15 protein-coding genes and 1 pseudogene are annotated in these 16,835 nt (G+C 64.4%); 11 read left to right on the top strand and 5 right to left on the bottom strand.

The features are described 5' to 3' along the window. Window positions 1-71: 71 nt before the first annotated feature. From P9254_RS02835 to P9254_RS02815, 5 genes and pseudogenes are all read left to right on the top strand, one after another. The gene (locus tag P9254_RS02835) at window positions 72-518 is read left to right on the top strand and encodes an iron-sulfur cluster assembly scaffold protein (protein ID WP_127324128.1); all 447 of its coding nucleotides are present in this window, start codon (window positions 72-74) and stop codon (window positions 516-518) included. 179 nt (window positions 519-697) lie between these two features. Next, on the top strand, window positions 698-1,072 hold the full coding sequence (yidD, locus tag P9254_RS02830) for a membrane protein insertion efficiency factor YidD (protein ID WP_278053819.1): 375 nt from the start codon (window positions 698-700) through the stop codon (window positions 1,070-1,072). A gap of 142 nt (window positions 1,073-1,214) precedes the next feature. Beyond that, window positions 1,215-1,427: pseudogene (locus tag P9254_RS02825) on the top strand (class D beta-lactamase); the annotation flags it as partial. Window positions 1,428-1,638: 211 nt separating this feature from the next. Continuing rightward, window positions 1,639-3,612: a threonine--tRNA ligase gene (gene thrS / locus P9254_RS02820; protein ID WP_278054217.1), complete on the top strand. Its 1,974-nt coding sequence runs from the start codon at window positions 1,639-1,641 to the stop codon at window positions 3,610-3,612. 95 nt (window positions 3,613-3,707) lie between these two features. Further along, a complete protein-coding gene (locus tag P9254_RS02815; RefSeq protein WP_067328050.1) occupies window positions 3,708-4,649 on the top strand; it encodes a lysophospholipid acyltransferase family protein in 942 nt (313 codons plus the stop codon). A 5-nt stretch (window positions 4,650-4,654) separates the two neighbouring features. On the opposite strand, the gene P9254_RS02810 is transcribed toward P9254_RS02815, so the two are convergent. Continuing rightward, the gene (locus P9254_RS02810; protein ID WP_067328051.1) at window positions 4,655-5,620 is read right to left on the bottom strand and encodes a hypothetical protein; all 966 of its coding nucleotides are present in this window, start codon (window positions 5,618-5,620) and stop codon (window positions 4,655-4,657) included. A gap of 162 nt (window positions 5,621-5,782) precedes the next feature. On the opposite strand from P9254_RS02810, the gene P9254_RS02805 reads away from it, so the two are divergent. Both P9254_RS02805 and P9254_RS02800 read left to right on the top strand, forming a co-directional pair. Next, entirely contained in the window at window positions 5,783-6,367 is a 585-nt protein-coding gene (locus P9254_RS02805; protein ID WP_095779230.1) for a nitroreductase family protein, read from the top strand. A gap of 1 nt (window position 6,368) precedes the next feature. Next, the gene (locus tag P9254_RS02800; protein ID WP_067328053.1) at window positions 6,369-6,977 is read left to right on the top strand and encodes a flavin reductase family protein; all 609 of its coding nucleotides are present in this window, start codon (window positions 6,369-6,371) and stop codon (window positions 6,975-6,977) included. Window positions 6,978-7,040: 63 nt separating this feature from the next. On the opposite strand, the gene P9254_RS02795 is transcribed toward P9254_RS02800, so the two are convergent. Both P9254_RS02795 and P9254_RS02790 read right to left on the bottom strand, forming a co-directional pair. Next, entirely contained in the window at window positions 7,041-7,922 is an 882-nt protein-coding gene (locus P9254_RS02795) for an HpcH/HpaI aldolase/citrate lyase family protein (RefSeq protein ID WP_278053821.1), read from the bottom strand. Next, window positions 7,922-8,374 carry a MaoC family dehydratase gene (locus P9254_RS02790; RefSeq protein WP_067000165.1) on the bottom strand — a complete coding sequence of 151 codons (453 nt, stop codon included), beginning with the start codon at window positions 8,372-8,374 and terminating at the stop codon, window positions 7,922-7,924. The genes P9254_RS02795 and P9254_RS02790 overlap by 1 nt, the downstream gene beginning before the upstream one ends. 150 nt (window positions 8,375-8,524) lie before the next feature. Between P9254_RS02790 and P9254_RS02785 the strand changes: the two genes are divergently transcribed. Further along, window positions 8,525-9,646: a DUF2336 domain-containing protein gene (locus tag P9254_RS02785; protein WP_067328054.1), complete on the top strand. Its 1,122-nt coding sequence runs from the start codon at window positions 8,525-8,527 to the stop codon at window positions 9,644-9,646. Between the two features lie 72 nt (window positions 9,647-9,718). Here P9254_RS02785 and P9254_RS02780 read toward each other — a convergent pair whose 3' ends face one another. Continuing rightward, window positions 9,719-11,785, bottom strand: a complete 2,067-nt coding sequence (locus P9254_RS02780) for an FUSC family protein (RefSeq protein ID WP_278053822.1) — start codon at window positions 11,783-11,785, stop codon at window positions 9,719-9,721. A 43-nt stretch (window positions 11,786-11,828) separates the two neighbouring features. Next, the gene (parE, locus tag P9254_RS02775; RefSeq protein WP_095811939.1) at window positions 11,829-13,883 is read right to left on the bottom strand and encodes a DNA topoisomerase IV subunit B; all 2,055 of its coding nucleotides are present in this window, start codon (window positions 13,881-13,883) and stop codon (window positions 11,829-11,831) included. Between the two features lie 253 nt (window positions 13,884-14,136). On the opposite strand from parE, the gene cpaB reads away from it, so the two are divergent. The 3 genes from cpaB (at window position 14,137) to P9254_RS02760 (ending at window position 16,831) form a co-directional block, all read left to right on the top strand. After that, a complete protein-coding gene (gene cpaB, locus P9254_RS02770) occupies window positions 14,137-15,075 on the top strand; it encodes a Flp pilus assembly protein CpaB (RefSeq protein ID WP_127404309.1) in 939 nt (312 codons plus the stop codon). A gap of 81 nt (window positions 15,076-15,156) precedes the next feature. Further along, complete coding sequence (locus tag P9254_RS02765; RefSeq protein WP_245322498.1) at window positions 15,157-16,551, top strand: type II and III secretion system protein family protein; 1,395 nt, start codon at window positions 15,157-15,159, stop codon at window positions 16,549-16,551. A gap of 4 nt (window positions 16,552-16,555) precedes the next feature. Beyond that, window positions 16,556-16,831, top strand: a complete 276-nt coding sequence (locus P9254_RS02760) for a hypothetical protein (protein WP_067328063.1) — start codon at window positions 16,556-16,558, stop codon at window positions 16,829-16,831. Window positions 16,832-16,835: the final 4 nt, after the last annotated feature.

The following is a 16,835-nucleotide window of genomic DNA, read 5'->3' as shown; positions in this document are numbered from 1 at the left end:
GTCGTGCACAGCGAAAGGAAGACGCAACAGCGGCAAAGCCTGTTCGCTTGGCGGCGACGGATTGGAAAAAAATGATCGACGACGTCTACAATGCGAAAATCCTGAGCTTCGCCGGAAACATCGCCAAGATCGGCCGGCTCGACCACCCCGATGCGACCGCCAGAGCGCATTCCAAACTGTGCGGCTCGACCGTTACCGTCGACCTCAAAATGAATGGCGACGTGGTGACCGATTTCGCTCATGACGTGAAGGCCTGCGCGCTTGGTCAGGCATCCTCCTCGATCATGGCCCAGCATGTCATCGGCGCGAATGCCGACGAGCTGCGCGCGGTGCGCGAAACCATGCTGAAGATGCTCAAGGAAAACGGCGCGCCGCCGGAAGGCCGGTTCGCCGATCTGAAATATCTGGAGCCGGTGCGCGACTACAAGGCACGTCACGCCTCGACCATGCTGACCTTCGATGCAGTGGTCGACGCGATCGGCCAGATCGAGAAGAAGCGCGCCAGCGAGGCGGCTTGAGGGCGATCTCCTGGCTGCTTGCCTGTTATGGCGAACTCGCTTGGTATCCCGGCGCCATGTCGAGTGGACCGACCGGCGTCCCGTCCGGCCTTCCCGGCGATGACCGATAAAAGGTCGTTGCGTTCCCGGCTCGAAACCCACATCTAACGCACAAGGAAGCTGGCTGCGGAGAAGTGCGGATGGGAGACCATCCAGGACATATCCATGGTGTCCGGCCGGTCCGGCATGGGCGAAACTGGCAGGGACCCTGGCGCAAGACGCCGGGCCGCGTCCTCGGCACGTCGCTCGTGCGCCTCTACCAGTTGACGCTTTCCGGCTTCGTCGGCAATAGCTGCCGGCATCTGCCGACCTGTTCCGAATACGCGCATGAGGCAATCGCCCGCCATGGATTGTGGACCGGGGGCTGGCTGGCGCTGTTCCGGGTCTCGCGCTGCGGGCCGTTCGGAACGCATGGCATCGACCGCGTGCCGGAGACTCTCGGGGCGCGCTATGTCTGGTTCATGCCGTGGCACTATTGGCAGATCGGCAGGAGGCGCGGCGACGCAGATGGCTGACTATGTAAGCGCTTCGCAGCCGGTGTTTACGATCCGGTAGGGTTAACGTCAGCCTGCACAAACACTGCCAATTTGAGACAAAATCGAGACAAGAGGCCTCGCTAAGCCGCTCCGCATAATCTCTTTCCCGGAGTGAGCTTCGATGCGCCAGATAGACCGCTATCCGTTCTTCATTGCCATTATTCTGTTCCTGCTGGCCTGGATGCTCGGCCTGCCGATGCGGGCGCAATCGGCGCCGCTCAAGGACATCCACTGCACTTTGGTCGAGGATTCGGCGAGTGGCGCGACGCCTTACCAGGAGGGCGTCTGCGACCAGCGCGCGAGCCCGGCTTCGATCTTGCCGAAGGGGCTCGCGACGCGGGCGGCTTTCCTGAAGGATCTTTCGGGGCTCATCAAATAGAACGGCTTGCGGCTTTACGGCGGCGGAAACTCCTCATAAAAGACTGCCGCCCGCCAGCGTCCAAGTGATTGGCGCCTCCGGCCAACCCTGCATGCTCCAGCACATTCCTGCGACATGCATCTACCACCCGCGCTCGTTTGCGGGACTGGATAGGACAACTCTGATGATGCTGAATTCCGTCTCCCTGACATTTCCCGATGGTTCCGTCCGCGAGTACGACGCCGCGATGACCGGCGCCGCCCTTGCCGAATCGATCTCCAAATCGCTGGCGAAAAAGGCTGTTGCCTATAGCCTCGACGGCACCGTCCGCGATCTTTCCGATCCGCTCGGCGGGTCCGGCAAGGTCGAGATCATCACCCGCGAGGATCCGCGCGCGCTGGAACTCGTCCGCCACGACGCGGCGCACGTGCTGGCCGAGGCGGTGCAGGAACTTTGGCCAGGAACGCAGGTGACCATCGGGCCGGTGATCGAGAACGGGTTCTATTACGACTTCGCGCGCAACGAGCCGTTCACCCCGGACGATTTCCCGGTGATCGAGAAGAAGATGCGCGAGATCATCGCCCGCAACAGGCCGTTCACCAAGGAAGTGTGGTCGCGCGAGAAGGCGAAGAAGGTCTTTGCCGACAAGGGCGAGCGCTACAAGGTCGAGCTGATCGACGCTATCCCCGAGGATCAGGATATCAAGATCTACGCGCAGGGCGACTGGTTCGATCTCTGCCGCGGTCCGCACATGGCTTCGACCGGGCAGATCGGCAACGCCTTCAAGTTGATGAAGGTGGCGGGCGCCTATTGGCGCGGCGATTCCAACAACCCTATGCTGACGCGCATCTACGGTACCGCCTTTGCCGACCAGGCGCAGCTCGAGGCATACCAGATGCTGCTGGCGGAAGCCGAGAAGCGCGATCATCGCAAGCTCGGCCGCGAGATGGATTTGTTCCATTTTCAGGAGGAGGGACCGGGCGTCGTCTTCTGGCACGCCAAGGGCTGGAAGATGTTCCAGAACCTGGTCAACTACATGCGCCGCCGCCTCGACGAGCACGGCTACCAGGAAGTCAACGCGCCGCAGGTGCTGGACAAGAGCCTGTGGGAGACGTCCGGCCACTGGGGCTGGTATCGCGACGCGATGTTCAAGGTGACGGTTGCCGGTGACGACACCGACGACGACCGCGTCTTCGCGCTGAAGCCGATGAACTGCCCCGGCCATGTCCAGATCTTCAAGCATGGGTTGAAGTCTTACCGTGAACTGCCCGTAAAGCTTGCGGAGTTCGGCAATGTGCACCGCTACGAACCGTCGGGCGCGCTGCATGGGCTGATGCGTGTGCGCGGCTTCACTCAGGACGATGCGCATATCTTCTGCACCGAGGAGCAACTCGCCGCGGAATGCCTGCGCATCAACGATCTAATCTTGTCGACCTATGCCGATTTCGGCTTCGACGAGGTCGCGGTGAAGCTGTCGACGCGGCCCGACAAGCGCGTCGGCACAGACGAGGCCTGGGATCATGCCGAGGCGATCATGAGCAATGTGCTGGAGACGATCCGCACGCGCTCCGGCAATCGCATCAAGACCTCGGTCAATCCGGGCGAGGGTGCCTTCTACGGGCCGAAGTTCGAATATGTGCTGAAGGACGCCATCGGCCGCGAATGGCAGTGCGGCACCACCCAGGTCGACTTCAACCTGCCGGAACGCTTCGGCGCCTTCTATATCGGCTCGGATTCGGAGAAGAAGCAGCCGGTCATGGTGCATCGCGCGGTGTGCGGCTCGATGGAACGCTTCCTCGGCATCCTGATCGAGAACTATTCCGGCCATTTCCCTCTGTGGTTCGCGCCGCTGCAGGTGGTGGTGGCGACGATCACCTCCGACGCGGATGAGTATGCCACGAAAGTGGTCGAGCGGCTGAAGGCTGCGGGGCTGCTCGCCGAAACCGATCTGCGCAACGAGAAGATCAACTACAAGGTGCGCGAGCACAGCCTGGCCAAGGTTCCGGTCATTCTCGTTTGCGGCAAGCGGGAGGCGGAAGAGGAAACCGTCAATGTCCGCCGTCTCGGCTCCCGCGACCAGGAATCGCTGAAGCTCGGCGACGCCGTGAAATTGCTGGCGGACGAGGCCGTCTCTCCGGACCGCAAGCGCCGCGCGGCCTAAAATCGTTAATCTCCAATCGCTTCTCGAATGGCGGTGGCACATAGTCCACCGCCATCTTCACACGCCTGTCACGCCAACCTTGTAACCGAGCCGCCATGCTCAAGCTGAAACCGCGGGGAAGGCCGTTTCCCGAGCTCTCCTACGCCAACCGGCATCAGCCGGCGCTGACGCGGTGGTTCATCCATTCCGTCGAAGGCCTGTCGGGCCGCGACCGCTTTGCCGTGCTCTACGACTTGTGGCGGCGCCAGGTCGCTCCAACGGGCGAACGTGTGTTCAGCCGCATGCTGGACTTGATCGACGTCAGGGTGCACCACGCCGGCCGTTGGCCGCCGGCAAATGTGCCGGCTAGTCCGCTGGTGATCGTCGCCAACCATCCCTTCGGCATCGGCGACGGCATTGCAGTGCTGTCGCTCGCCGAGCAGCTCGGCCGTCCGTTCCGGGTCATGATCCACAAGGACCTGCTCAGGATCCGCGAGATGGAAGCCTATTCGCTGCCGATCGATTTTTCCGAGACCAAGGAAGCGCTGAAGAACAACATGGCCGTGCGCCACGAGGCGGTGCGGCTGTTGAAGGCAGGCGTCACCATCGTCGTTTTTCCGGCCGGCGGCGTCGCCACGGCGCCGAAGGGGTTCGGCCGGGCGATCGACCTGCCGTGGAAGATGTTTCCGGCCAAGCTCATCCAGGAGGCCAAGGCCTCGGTCATCCCTTTGCATTTCTCCGGCCAGAACGGCCGTCTGTTCCATCTCGTCAGTGGGCCGATGAACATGGCCGAGCGCGACAACCGCGTGGCGAAATTCGTCGGCAAGGCGTCGCTGACGCTGCGCACCTCCCTATTAATCCGCGAATTCGCCCGGCTGTCGGGCAAGGCGATCGAGGTGCGCATCGGCGATGTGCTGAAGTGGAGCGAGCTCGAACCGTTGCGCGACCGCAAGGCGCTGCTCGACAGGCTCTACCAAGCGGTTTTCGATCTCGCTCCGGCGGCGGCGCGGCGCGGACGCACGCCGTTTCTAACCAAGCGGATGCGCAAAGCCGCCTGAGCAGCTTAGTCCGCGCCCTCCTCGGGATCGATGGCGGACGATTCGTTGGCCACGACCTCGATTTCCTGGTTCTGGCCGGCCACGACGGTGAAATCCTTCTGGTAGATGCGGTCGCGGTTCTTGGCGATGATGGTGTATTGGCCTTCGGCCAGCACCATCGAGGCGAAGGCGCCGACGGCTTCCTTGATCGGATCGCCGGATTCATTGAGCAGCGACCAGGAGGTGTCGGCAATGGCTTCGCCGCCGGGCTCGCGCACCAGCTTCATCGTCATCTCGGCCGCGCGGTGCTCGACGGTGGCCTCGGTCAGCTTGCCGGCCTCGACGCGGATATCGGAGCGGATCACGGCGTTGACCGCGCCATAGGTGGAGACGACATGGTAGGTGCCTGCATTCAGCCGCACCACCGTGTTCGGCTCGACATCGGGGGCGATCAGCGCGCGGTCGCCATTGGTCTCGGCCTGGCCCTCATAGATCGCGAAGCGGAGCTTCTTTGGCGCGATGTGCGCGCCGCCGGACGTCACCGCATCGAGCTTCAAGCCGCCGGCATCGAGAACGAGGCTCTCTCGCTTTGCGTCCTTGCCGACGGTGATGCGCTTGGTGGCGCCGGCCCGTCCGTAAGAGGCGTGGACCAGGTAGCTGCCGGGGTCGAGCTGGAACACCGCCGTGCCGCCATGCGCGGACGCGACCATCGGCAGCTTGCCGTCGCTGGCCGGTTCCGGCTTGAAGACGCGCCAGACGATGCCGCGGGTGATGTCGGCGCCCTTGTCGGTCAGTTGCGCAGAAAGGGTGATCGCTCCGCCGCTGCCAAGCGCCAGCGACCGCTCGCTCTTCGGCGTCGCATAGCTCGAAATGCCCGGCAACTTGATATTGCCGACATCGTTGGCGTTCTGGGCCAGCGCGAACGAAACCGGCACCGCAAGCAACGCGGCGATGAGCCCGACCACGAAAAGGCGCAGAGTCCCCTCAAACATGCCTTGCGTTGAAGCCCAAGGCGGTGGCAATTTCAAGGCTCAAGAGCCTGCCGCCCTCCGCCAGGGCTCTTTATCCGGCGTATAATTGCGCCATTGCCCGAGCCGCCCGATCTCCCGATGGCGCGCTTCAGCTCAAAATCGAATGCTAGGAGACTTGCGCCCATGGCGTCGCCGATCATCGACTTCCTGCTGACCCGCAGTTCAGCGCCGATTCCGGACCTCAAGGAGCCGGCGCCGAGCGATGCGGAAATCGCCACGATGATCGCCGCGGCATCGCGGGTACCAGACCATGGCCGCCTCGAGCCCTGGCGGTTTATCGTCTACCGCGGCGAGGCGCGGGTCGAGATCGGCAAGAAGCTCGCGGCGCTTGCCGAGCAGCGCGAAGGACCGTTGCCGGAGGGGCGCCGCAACCAGGAACTGGCGCGCTTCTCGCGCGCCCCGCTGGTGATCGGCGTAGTCTCCGTGCCGCGGGAGAACCCAAAGATCCCGCAATGGGAGATGTTCCTGTCGGGTGGAATGGCGGCTATGAATCTGATGATCGCGGCCAACGCGCTGGGCTATGGCACCAACATGATCAGCAACTGGTATTCCGACGTTGCGGAGGGCAGGGCGATCCTCGGGCTGTCGCCGCAGGAGCGCGTCATCGGCTTCGTCCATATCGGCTCGTACCAGGGACCGGCGCCGGAGCGGCCCCGACCCGATCCGGCGAAGCTCTATGCCGATTATGCCGGGCCGTGGGCCGGCTGAGATGTTCTACGAGCCATCCAAGGGGCACGGCCTGCCGCACGATCCGTCGAAGGCGATCGTTGCACCCCGCCCGATCGGATGGATCTCGACATTGAACAAGGCCGGTGAGATCAACCTGGCGCCCTATTCCTTCTTCAATGCCTTTTCGACGCGGCCTTTCATCGTCTGGTTCTCATCCGAAGGCGCGAAGGACAGCGCCACCTTCGCTGAAGAAACCGGCGAATTCGTCGCCAATCTCGTCAGCCGCGAGCTTGCCGAGAAGATGAACCGCACCGCCGTCGATGCGCCGCGCGGCGTCAGCGAGTTCGCCTATGCCGATCTCGCCATGGCGCCGTCGCGCCTCGTCGCGCCGCCGCGCGTGGCGGAAGCGCCCGCCGCCCTCGAATGCAAGGTGACCGAGATATTTCGGCCGCGGGCACTGGATGGCGCCGAGACCAGCGCCATCGTCGTCGCCGGCGAGGTCGTCGGGGTCCACATCGACGATGCTTATCTCAGGGACGGCCTGTTCGACATCGTCAGGGCCGGCAATGTCGCCCGGCTCGGCTATATGGACTATGCCAGCGTGAACGAGATTTTCTCGATGCGGCGGCCGCGCTGGAGCAAGGATTAACCGAAAGGGCTACACGGCTCACGTCCGCTACAAACTGATCCCCATGGTCTGGCAATTGGCGGTTCAGGCTGAAAGTCCCGCCGCTCTCGCGCGTGCCAGCAGCCGCTCCGCAAGCCGTAGGTGCGGCCGATCATACATCTTGCCGTCGATGCCGACGACGCCCGGATTTCCCGCCGCCGCGAAGGCGTCGACGATCGCCCGCGATCGTTCGACCGCTTCCGGCGAGGGCGTGAAGGCGGTGTTGATGACCGGCACCTGCGCTGGATGGATCGCCATCTTGCCGGTAAAGCCGTCGCGCTCGGCCTCTCTGCATTCGGCTTCGAAACCGGCCATGTCGCGGAAATCCGGAAAGACGGTATCGATCGCGGCGATTTCCGCCGCTCCGGCCGCCAGGATGGTCGTCGCGCGCGCCAGGCGGAAGACGTCGGTGTAGCGGCCGCTCTCGTCGCGCGCCGAACGCGCGCCGATTGCGGCTGACAGATCTTCTGCGCCCCAGGTAAGTCCGGCAAGCCGGCTGCTCGCTCCGGCGTAGCTCGCGGCAGCCAGCAGGCCGGATGCGGTTTCGGTGATGATCGGCAGGATCGTTATGCCGCCATCCGGCAAGCCGCTTTCGGCCTCGTGCACCCGAAGCTTGGCCGCGAGCTGCTGGACATCCTGTCCGCTGTTCGACTTCGGCAGCATGATGCCGTCGGGTTTCACCGGGACGAGCGCCGCAAGATCATCGTCGGTCAGGCCGGTCGACAGATCGTTGACGCGTGCGTAGATGGCGGAGTTGGTCTGCCGTCGGTGGCCGGCGATGAAGTTCGCCGCGACTTTGCGGGCGGCCGCCTTGTTGCCGGCAGCGACCGAATCCTCAAGGTCGACGATGACCACGTCGGCGCCGGCGCCAAAGCCCTTTTCCAGCTTGCGCTCGGAATCGCCCGGCACGAAGAGCAGCGAGCGCATCAGGACGCCTTCTTCATCATCATCGCCTGCCTCGTGCATTTGGCGACAAGAACATCGTTCTGATTATAGGCGCGGTGCTCGAATTCGACGATGCCGCGATCGGGCTTCGACCTGGACTCGCGCACCGAAACGACCGTCGTCTCGACGCGAATGGTGTCGCCGTGGAAAACCGGGTGCGGGAAGACGGTCTCCTTCATGCCGAGATTGGCGACAGTGGTGCCGACGGTGATATCGTTCACCGAGATGCCGATCATCAGGCCGAGCGTGAACAGCGAATTGACCAAGGGCTTGCCCCATTCGCTCTTCGCGGCGAAGTCGAAGTCGATGTGGAGCGGCTGCGGGTTCAGCGTCATCACCGAGAACAGCATGTTGTCGCTTTCGGTGACGGTCTTGCGCAGCGTGTGCCGGAAGACGCGGCCGACGACGAACTCCTCCAGATAAAGCCCGGCCATGGTCGATCTCCTCCGCTATTCCTGTTTGATAGGCGTTGGTTGCAAAGCCATCAAGCCGGTTAAGAAACATGGTGAACCGTTCGTAAACCATTTCCAGCTTACCGTTCCCAACGGGGCCGAAACGTTTCGGCAAGGGCGTAGCTGATCGGCATGGTTGTTTCGCATTTTCTAAAGTGGATCGATAAGGCAAGGGTTTCCGAGCGCGCCGCCGCCGCGAGCGCGCTGGCCCGCGCCTACATCAATTCCGACCTGCCGTTCGAGGATCGCTGCGCCGCCGAGGCGGCGCTCACGCTGCTGCTCGACGACGTTTCCGCCAAGGTCCGGCAGGCGCTCGCCGAAGCGCTGTCGATGAGCCATCACGCCCCGCCGCAGGTGATCGCAGCACTCGCTTCCGACCAGCCGGAAGTGGCGGCGCTGGTGCTGGCGCGTTCGCCTTTGCTTACCGATGCCGATCTCATCGACCGCGTCGCCTGCGGCCAGAAGGCCACCCAAAAGCTGATAGCCAACCGTCCCGTCGTCTCGATGTCGCTGGCGGCAGCCATCGCCGAGATCGGCGAGCCGGAAGCCTGCGCCACGCTGATCGCCAACAGCGGCGCCGATATTGCATCGCTGAGTTTCCGCCGGATGGCCGAACGGCACGGCCACCTGCCGCTGGTGCGCGAGGCGCTGATCGCCGACGCGCGGCTTCCCGCGGACTGCCGGCACATGCTTCTGGTCAAGCTCGGCGAGACGCTGAAGGGATCGCCGCTGGTACTGGCACTGATGGGAGCGGCACGGGCAGACCGCGTGATGCGCGACGCCTGCGTGAAGGCTTCGGTGACGCTGATCGAGGGCACCCGCGCCGAGGAGCACGCCGCGCTGATCGAGCATCTCAGACTGCGCGGCGATCTCACCGCGAGCTTCATCATCCGCACCGTCGCGCATGGCAAGGTCGACTTCTTCGGCTCGGCCCTGGTGGCGCTTGCCCAACAATCCGAGCAGCGGGTGAGGGCGTTGCTGGCCGGCGGGCACGACGTTGCGCTGCAGGCGCTGTTCCGCAGCGCAGGCCTCGCCGCCGCCACGCACGGCATCATCCTGCGCGCGCTGAAGATCTGGCGCGAGGTCGCCAACGGCAAGCGTGTCGCCGGCGTGCAGGAGGTGAGCTGGCTGATGCTGAAGGAACTCGGCGGGCAATCGGCCGAGGGCGATCTCGCCGGACTGGTGAAGTCGATCCATCTCGACGCGCTGCGCGAGAACGCGCGCGGGCATGCGCTGGCAATTGCCGCCGCCTAGCGCACGTCGGTGCCAGGTGTGGCCGGCCTGGCGGCTTCCTGCTCGATGCTCACGTATCCCGGCCCGGCCCGTCTAAGGGTGCCCCTTCGCGAAAAAATCCGGATAATCCTGCATCGCGGCAGCGATGATGCGCAGTGAGGCCGCAACCTGAAGCATTTCCGGCCGGTCGCTGCGACCGGCGATGCTCGCCGCATATTCCCGCGCCACGGCGATGGTCGAGGTCTGCGGCTCGCCATGCCTCCTGAACAGCAATTCCCGCGCCAGGCCGCGCAGGAAGTTGCCGATCGACTCCACCGTCTCGCGTGGCACGGCAGAGTTCAGTTGCGCCTGGCGCAGCCGGAGCACTTCGAGGCCGACGGTCACGGCGGCAATGCTGCCGCCAAGAATAGGGTCGCCTTTCCTCCCGGTCTGCTGCAGTTGCGGCATCAACTGGTTGATCCGGTCATAGGCCAAGCTTTCGAAGGCCGAACGCCTGGGGACGCGCTCATGCAGGCAAAGGCGCGCCAGGTCCTCGCGCATCGCCTTCGAGATGCGCTCAACAGTGGCCCAGGGATTGGCCGGCAGAACGACGATGAAGACGCCGATGGCGATCAGGATGCCGACCAGGATCGATGCCGATCCGGCGAAGAACGGGCCGGGATCATAGGTCATCATCTGGTGCGGGCTGAGGAAAGCCAGGAAATTGATGGCGAAGGCGGTCGCCACGCCGACATGCCGCGGATTGGCCATGCCGAGCGCTGCCGGCACCAGGATCGGCACGACAAAGAGGGTGAACCAGCCGAAGCCGGGCAGCGCCGGCATTGCGATCTGGCCGACGAGGAAAGCGAAAGGCAAAGCGAGGAGCGTTCCGGTGAAGAAGCCCCAGGCCGACTGAACCGGATCGGGACGTGCCGCGAACAGGCTGGAGACGACGGCGACGAGAATGACGGTGCCCGCCGCCTCCGACCATTTGGTGGTCAGCCAGAAGGCGGCCACCAGAAGCGTGGCGAGCGCGGCGCGCACCGCATTGCGCCAGGCCGCATGATAGTCGCGGTGCACGACCAGGGCCGGCTGCTGCCGCTCACGAGACGTTCGGGAAACCGGCGAGCGAAGCGCATCCAAGCCGCGCATCACCTGCTTCAGCGCCTCCGCGAAATCGGCGGCAATGGTGAGGCGGGTGATGGTGCCGACCTTGTCTTCACCGGGATCGGTGGCCACCGGCGCCGTTTCTCTTGCCCTGATCGCGATTGCCTCGAGCCGGGCCACCCATGGGCCGGTGTCGTCCAACGCGTCGCGCGTCGTAGCGAGTTCCCCGACGATTGCCTTCAATTCGCTGCGAACAGGGATGAGCGTCGCATTCTCCGGCGCGGCATGGGTATGCAGCGCGCGGGCCGCCGAGAGCGCCCACAGGAGCTGTCCGATCGTGCGCCGGACCGGATGGGCGCGCGTGGCGAAGCTCGGCGCTTCGAGGCGCGCATAGGTGCGCATTTCGGCAAGTGTCTGGGCATCGGTGATCAGCTTGCGCTGGAGAGCGGCAAGACCGGCCGGATCGCCGTCGGAAAAGGCGCCTGAGGCGTAGTCGGCGAGATCGAGAATGCTGCGTTTCAGCCTGGAGATGATGGCGTCCGCCGCGAGCTTCGGCAGGATCAGCCGGCTGGTGACGCCGGCGCAGACGATGCCGAGGACAATTTCGGCGCAGCGCGCGACAGCGAGATCGACGACGAGATGCGCCTGCCCGAATGCCGGCAGGCTGATGATCATCGCTGTATAGCCGGCAAGGGCGGCGCCATAGGCTTCCGGATTGCGCAGCAGCGAGGAAACGAGGGTGCTGACGCCGATCCATAGTGCCAGCACCGTCACCAAGAGCCAGGGATTGGTGCCGAACAGCGATGTGATGCCGATCGCCGCCAGGCCGCCGGCCAGCGTACCGAGCAGGCGGTAGAAGCCTTTCGCCAGCACCATGCCGGCGACCGGCTGCGCGCCGATGAACACGGTCATCATCGCCCACTGCGGATGATCGAGCTTTAAGGCGTAGGCGGCAAGCAGCGCGATCAGCCCGGCAGAAACCGTGCGCAGGGCGAAGATCCAGTCCGAGCGCGTCGGCTGGGTCAGCTCACTTAACGGTGTCCCGGCTAGATCCTTCAGCCGCGTCCAGGTCACATGCAAGTCTCCGTCCCGGAGCCTGTTATGGACCAGTCCGCGTTCAGATATCCAGCACGTCGGCCTCGGCGAATTCGGCGCGTTCCTGGATGAAGCGGAAGCGGGCCTCGGGCTTGGTGCCCATCAGCGCGTCGACGGCGTCCTTGGTCGCCTGCTCGGCATCGATCACGTCGACCCTGAGAAGCGTGCGCTTCCTCGGGTCCATCGTGGTTTCCTTGAGCTGCGAGGCCATCATCTCGCCAAGGCCCTTGAAGCGGCCGATCTCGACCTTGCCGCGCCCGGTGAATTCGGTGCGAAGCAATTCGTCCTTGTGCGCGTCGTCACGTGCATAGGCCACCTTACCGCCCTGACGGATCGAATAGAGCGGCGGCACGGCCATATAGAGATGGCCACCGCGGATCAGGTTAGGCATCTCCTGGTAGAAGAAGGTGATCAAAAGCGAAGCGATATGCGCGCCGTCGACGTCGGCGTCGGTCATGATGATAACGCGGTCGTAGCGCAGGTCCTCGTCGCGATATTTCGAGCGCGTGCCGCAGCCGAGCGCCTGGATCAGGTCGGAAATCTGCTGGTTGGCGGCAAGCTTGTCGTTGCCGGCGCTGGCGACGTTGAGGATCTTGCCGCGCAGCGGCAGCACCGCCTGGCTGGCGCGGTCGCGTGCCTGCTTGGCCGAGCCTCCGGCCGAGTCGCCCTCGACGATGAAGATCTCGGCGCCGGCCGCGGCGTTCTGCGTGCAGTCGGCGAGCTTGCCCGGCAGGCGCAGCTTGCGTACCGCGCTCTTGCGCGAGACTTCCTTTTCCTGGCGCCGGCGCACACGCTCGTCGGCGCGCGCGATCACCCATTCGAGAAGCTTCGAGGCTTCCTGCGGGTTGTCGGCCAGCCAGTGGTCGAACGGGTCGCGGATGGCGGTTTCGACGATGCGCATCGCCTCGATGGTGGCCAGCCTGTCCTTGGTCTGGCCGACGAATTCCGGCTCTCGGATGAATACCGACAGCATGCCGGCGGCCGAGATCATGACGTCCTCGGTCGTGACGATCGAGGCGCGCTTGTTGCCGATGAGGTCGGCATAAGCGCGAAGCCCGCGCGTCAGCACGTTGCGGAAGCCCGCCTCATGCGTGCCGCCCTCGGGAGTGGGAATCGTATTGCAGTAGGAGTTGAGGAAGCCGTCGCCGCCGAACCAGGTCACCGCCCATTCCAGCGAGCCGTGGCCGCCCTGCTTGTCGCTTTTGCCCGCGAAGACTTCGCGCGTGACCTGGAATTCGTCGCCGAGGGTGGCCTTGAGGTAGTCTTTCAGGCCGCCCGGGAAATGGAACTCGGCTTTGGCCGGAGTTTGATCCTTTTCCTTGATCAGCGAGGGATCGCAGGTCCAGCGGATCTCGACGCCGCCGAACAGATAGGCCTTCGAGCGCGTCATGCGGTAGAGCCGGGCCGGCTCGAAGGCGGCGCCTTTGCCGAAGATCTGCTCGTCGGGATGGAAGCGGGTCCTGGTGCCGCGGCGGTTGTGCACCTCGCCGAGGTGCTCCAGCCCGCTCACCGGAACGCCGCGCGAGAAGCGCTGGCGATAGAGCTGGCGTCCGCGCGCGACCTCGACCTCGAGGTGGTCGGACAGCGCGTTGACTACGGATACGCCGACGCCGTGCAGACCGCCGGAGGTCTCGTAGACCTTGGAGTCGAACTTGCCGCCCGAATGCAGCGTCGTCATGATGACTTCGAGCGCCGGCTTCTTGAACTTCGGATGCGGGTCGATCGGAATGCCGCGGCCATTGTCGGTGACGGTAAGAAATCCGTCCGCCGAAAGCTCGACGTCGATGAAGGTCGCGTGGCCGGCCACCGCCTCGTCCATCGAATTGTCGATCACCTCGGCGAAGAGGTGATGCATCGCCTTGTCGTCGGTGCCGCCGATATACATGCCTGGGCGGCGGCGCACCGGCTCCAGCCCCTCAAGCACCTCGATGTCGGCGGCGCTGTAGCTCTCGCTGCCGTCGCGGGCGGCGGCCGAGCGCTTCGCGGCCTGCACCAGCGGATCGGCCGGCCGCGAGGGCGCGCGTACTTGCTGGGGCTGCTTTTCCGGGTTGCCGAAAAGATCGCTGGTGTCGTCCATGCTAGCCATTGTGTCCGGTACTGCGAATCACTCCTCGATACTGCCACGCTTTTGGCGGGCGAACGAGTTCCTGTTCCGTTCAGGGATCAAACTGTCTCTTATTCCAAAACCATTCGATAACCAAGCCGCCGGAAATAGGGCGGGCTCCACCCCTTCGGATTCCTGATTCTTTAACATTAACGCCTAGCGTGAGCCTCAACGGCAAAAGACCACGGGGCGTCAGGGGTTCGTTGTGAAGGGCAGGGCCATAACCATGATCGGCATCGCAGCCGTTTTCGGCGCGATCTCGATCTTTGCCGCGGACTTCTGGGTCAAAAGCCAGGCGAGGGCCCAGTCCGAGCAGAAGACGGCATCGATCGTGGTGCCGCACGAGCCCAAAGTCGAGTTCAAGACCATCGTCGTGGCGAATGCGCCGCTGCGCTACGGCATGCAGCTCGACCGGTCGCAACTCACCGAAATTCCGTGGCCGCAGGATTCTCTGCCGCAAGGCGCCTTCCCGACCGTCGACAAGCTGCTGGCCGAAGGCAGCCGCGTCGTGCTGTCGCCGATCGAGGTCAACGAGCCGGTGCTGCTCGCCAAGCTGTCGGGACCGAATGGCCGCGCCACACTTTCCAACATGCTGTCGCCGGGCATGCGGGCAGTCACCATCCGCACCGACGAGATCGCCGGCGTCGGCGGCTTCATCACGCCGGGCGACCGGGTCGACGTCGTGCTGACGCGCGATGCCGGCGAAATCCAGGAAGTGTCCAAGAACGCGCAAGGGGCAGCCGGCTCGACGGTCACGTCCGAAATCGTCGTCTCCGACGCCAAGGTGCTTTCGGTCGGGCAGGGCGCGGACGAGCGCAAGACCGAGCCGCAGGTCGCCAATTCCGTCACCCTCGAGGTCACGAACGAAGGGGCGCAGAAGGTAGCGCTCGCCCGCACCGTCGGCTCCTTGTCGCTGTCTTTGCGGTCCGCCGCCGATGCCAGCGCCAGCGGCAACGGGCTTACCACCATCTCTTCCTTCGGCGGTTCGGTTGCCGCGAGCGCCGAGGCAAGCGCCGCCTCGCTGGTCAAGGCGGTGGCGAAGGATCCGGAGGAGCCAAAATTCAAGACGGTGATCGTGTCCCGTGGCACGAAGGTGGAGGAATACAAGGTTCCCTCCAAGCCCGCCGAGGGAGACGTCGTTCCTTCCAAGGAACAAGAACAATAGCCGGTGGGGACCGGCGGGAACGGGACAATGCATGTGTTGAACAAAGAACGGACGACGAGAGGGCTGCGCCTTCTGCGTGCAATGGCGGCGGGCGCCTTTCTGGCAGCCGCCGGAATGCTGGCCTTTGGGGCGCCGGCCCAGGCAAACAACGACGTCGTATACGTCTCGGCGACCAAGAACGCCTCGATCAAAGTCGCCAAGGGCAAGCCCAAGACGATCATGACGAACGCGGCCTTCTATCAGATCGTCATCGGCGATCCGGAGATCGCCAACGTCAATCCGCTGACCGACAAGTCCTTCTATGTGTTGGGCAACAATCTCGGCACCACCGGCATCGCGCTGTTCGATCAGAACAAGCAGCTCGTCGGCACCATCGACATCGAGGTGACGCTGGACACCGACCAACTGGCCAACACCATCCGCGCCAGCGTGCCGGATGCCAAGATCAAGGTCGGTTCGGCCAACGGCCGCGTGGTGCTTTCGGGCGAGGCGGAAGACGCGGTCGCGGCCGACAAGGCGAGCAAGATCGCGTCGCGCTTCTCCGGCAATGAGGAAGTGATCAACTCGGTCAACATCTCGTCCTCGCAGCAGGTTCAGCTCAATGTCCGTTTCGTCGAGATCAACCGGCAGGCGGGACAGGATCTCGGTGCCAAATACGGGGCCAACTTTGCCTTCGGCGTCGGCGGTCGCGACGTCATCATCGACCCGGGCACCGTGCCGACCGCCGGGACCGGCGAGATCATCGGCCGGTTGCTTTCCAACGGGGTTTCGATCGACATCGCCATCAAGGCGCTGGAAGAGCGCGGTCTCGCCCGGCGGCTGGCCGAGCCGAACCTGATCGCCCGCTCTGGCCAGACGGCGAGCTTCCTTGCCGGCGGCGAGTTCCCGATCCCGGTGTCCGAGGACAACGGCAAGATCAGCGTCAGCTATAAGAAATACGGCGTCGGTCTGGATTTCACGCCGACAGTGCTCAAGGGTGGACTGGTCAGCCTCGATATCGCGCCGGAAGTTTCGTCGATCGATCCCTCTGCGTCGATCGAAGTCAGCAGCGGCATTTCCATTCCTGCCTTCATCGTGCGTCGCGCCAAGACGTCGGTCGACTTGAAAAACGGCCAGAGCTTCATGATCGCGGGCCTTCTGCAGTCGCAGAACGACATCACCACCTCGCGCCTGCCGGGGCTCGGCAAGCTGCCGGTTCTCGGTCCGCTGTTCTCCTCGAAATCCTATCAGCGGCGCGAGACCGATCTGGTGATCATCGTCACGCCCTACCTGGTCAAGCCGGTCGACCCGTCGAAGAAGATGGTCGAACCCACCGACGGAACGCGCCCGCCAAGCAATGCCGACTACTTCCTGAACAACACCGAGGAAGTCGACGCTTCCGCTCCCAAGCGCCCCTTGGCGCTGGCCGACGGCAGCGGGGCCCGTCCGGTGGCGGCGACCACGTCGGGCCATTTCCTCGATCTGCCGAAGGACTGAAGCCATGCGTCTGGCTCCTTGCATCGCTCTGCTGCTCGCCGGCGCGCTCTCCGGCTGCACCAGCGACGACTATGTGCGCACCGAAGGCGTGTCTCCGGCCGCCGGCAACGCCCAGGCGTCCAACACAGCCATGCAGATGGTCGACCCCTGGCAGTACGGCGTCCAGAACACCAGGCTCCTGGTGCCGGCTCCGAGCACGAGCTCCACGGCCAATGCCGCGGGCGCGAAGGCCGGCGCGGCGCCGGCTTCGACGACATCGGTATCAACGACAGCAGACTGATGAG

The sequence above is a fragment of the Mesorhizobium sp. WSM4983 genome (assembly GCF_029625765.1).
Lineage (GTDB): Bacteria > Pseudomonadota > Alphaproteobacteria > Rhizobiales > Rhizobiaceae > Mesorhizobium.
The sequence above is the reverse complement of the archived record's forward strand: the minus strand, read 5'-3'. Positions and strand labels throughout refer to the sequence as shown.

Coding starts and splice junctions, on each gene's coding strand:
- P9254_RS02795 (WP_278053821.1), bottom strand. CDS start 7,922: ATGCGCTCGCTGCTCTTCGTGCCGGGCGATTCCGAGCGCAAGCTGGAA.
- P9254_RS02810 (WP_067328051.1), bottom strand. CDS start 5,620: ATGTTTGAGGGGACTCTGCGCCTTTTCGTGGTCGGGCTCATCGCCGCG.
- P9254_RS02805 (WP_095779230.1), top strand. CDS start 5,783: ATGGCGTCGCCGATCATCGACTTCCTGCTGACCCGCAGTTCAGCGCCG.
- parE (WP_095811939.1), bottom strand. CDS start 13,883: ATGGACGACACCAGCGATCTTTTCGGCAACCCGGAAAAGCAGCCCCAG.
- P9254_RS02760 (WP_067328063.1), top strand. CDS start 16,556: ATGCGTCTGGCTCCTTGCATCGCTCTGCTGCTCGCCGGCGCGCTCTCC.
- P9254_RS02765 (WP_245322498.1), top strand. CDS start 15,157: ATGGCGGCGGGCGCCTTTCTGGCAGCCGCCGGAATGCTGGCCTTTGGG.
- P9254_RS02790 (WP_067000165.1), bottom strand. CDS start 8,374: ATGGCCGGGCTTTATCTGGAGGAGTTCGTCGTCGGCCGCGTCTTCCGG.
- P9254_RS02835 (WP_127324128.1), top strand. CDS start 72: ATGATCGACGACGTCTACAATGCGAAAATCCTGAGCTTCGCCGGAAAC.
- P9254_RS02785 (WP_067328054.1), top strand. CDS start 8,525: ATGGTTGTTTCGCATTTTCTAAAGTGGATCGATAAGGCAAGGGTTTCC.
- P9254_RS02815 (WP_067328050.1), top strand. CDS start 3,708: ATGCTCAAGCTGAAACCGCGGGGAAGGCCGTTTCCCGAGCTCTCCTAC.
- thrS (WP_278054217.1), top strand. CDS start 1,639: ATGCTGAATTCCGTCTCCCTGACATTTCCCGATGGTTCCGTCCGCGAG.
- cpaB (WP_127404309.1), top strand. CDS start 14,137: ATGATCGGCATCGCAGCCGTTTTCGGCGCGATCTCGATCTTTGCCGCG.
- P9254_RS02800 (WP_067328053.1), top strand. CDS start 6,369: ATGTTCTACGAGCCATCCAAGGGGCACGGCCTGCCGCACGATCCGTCG.
- yidD (WP_278053819.1), top strand. CDS start 698: ATGGGAGACCATCCAGGACATATCCATGGTGTCCGGCCGGTCCGGCAT.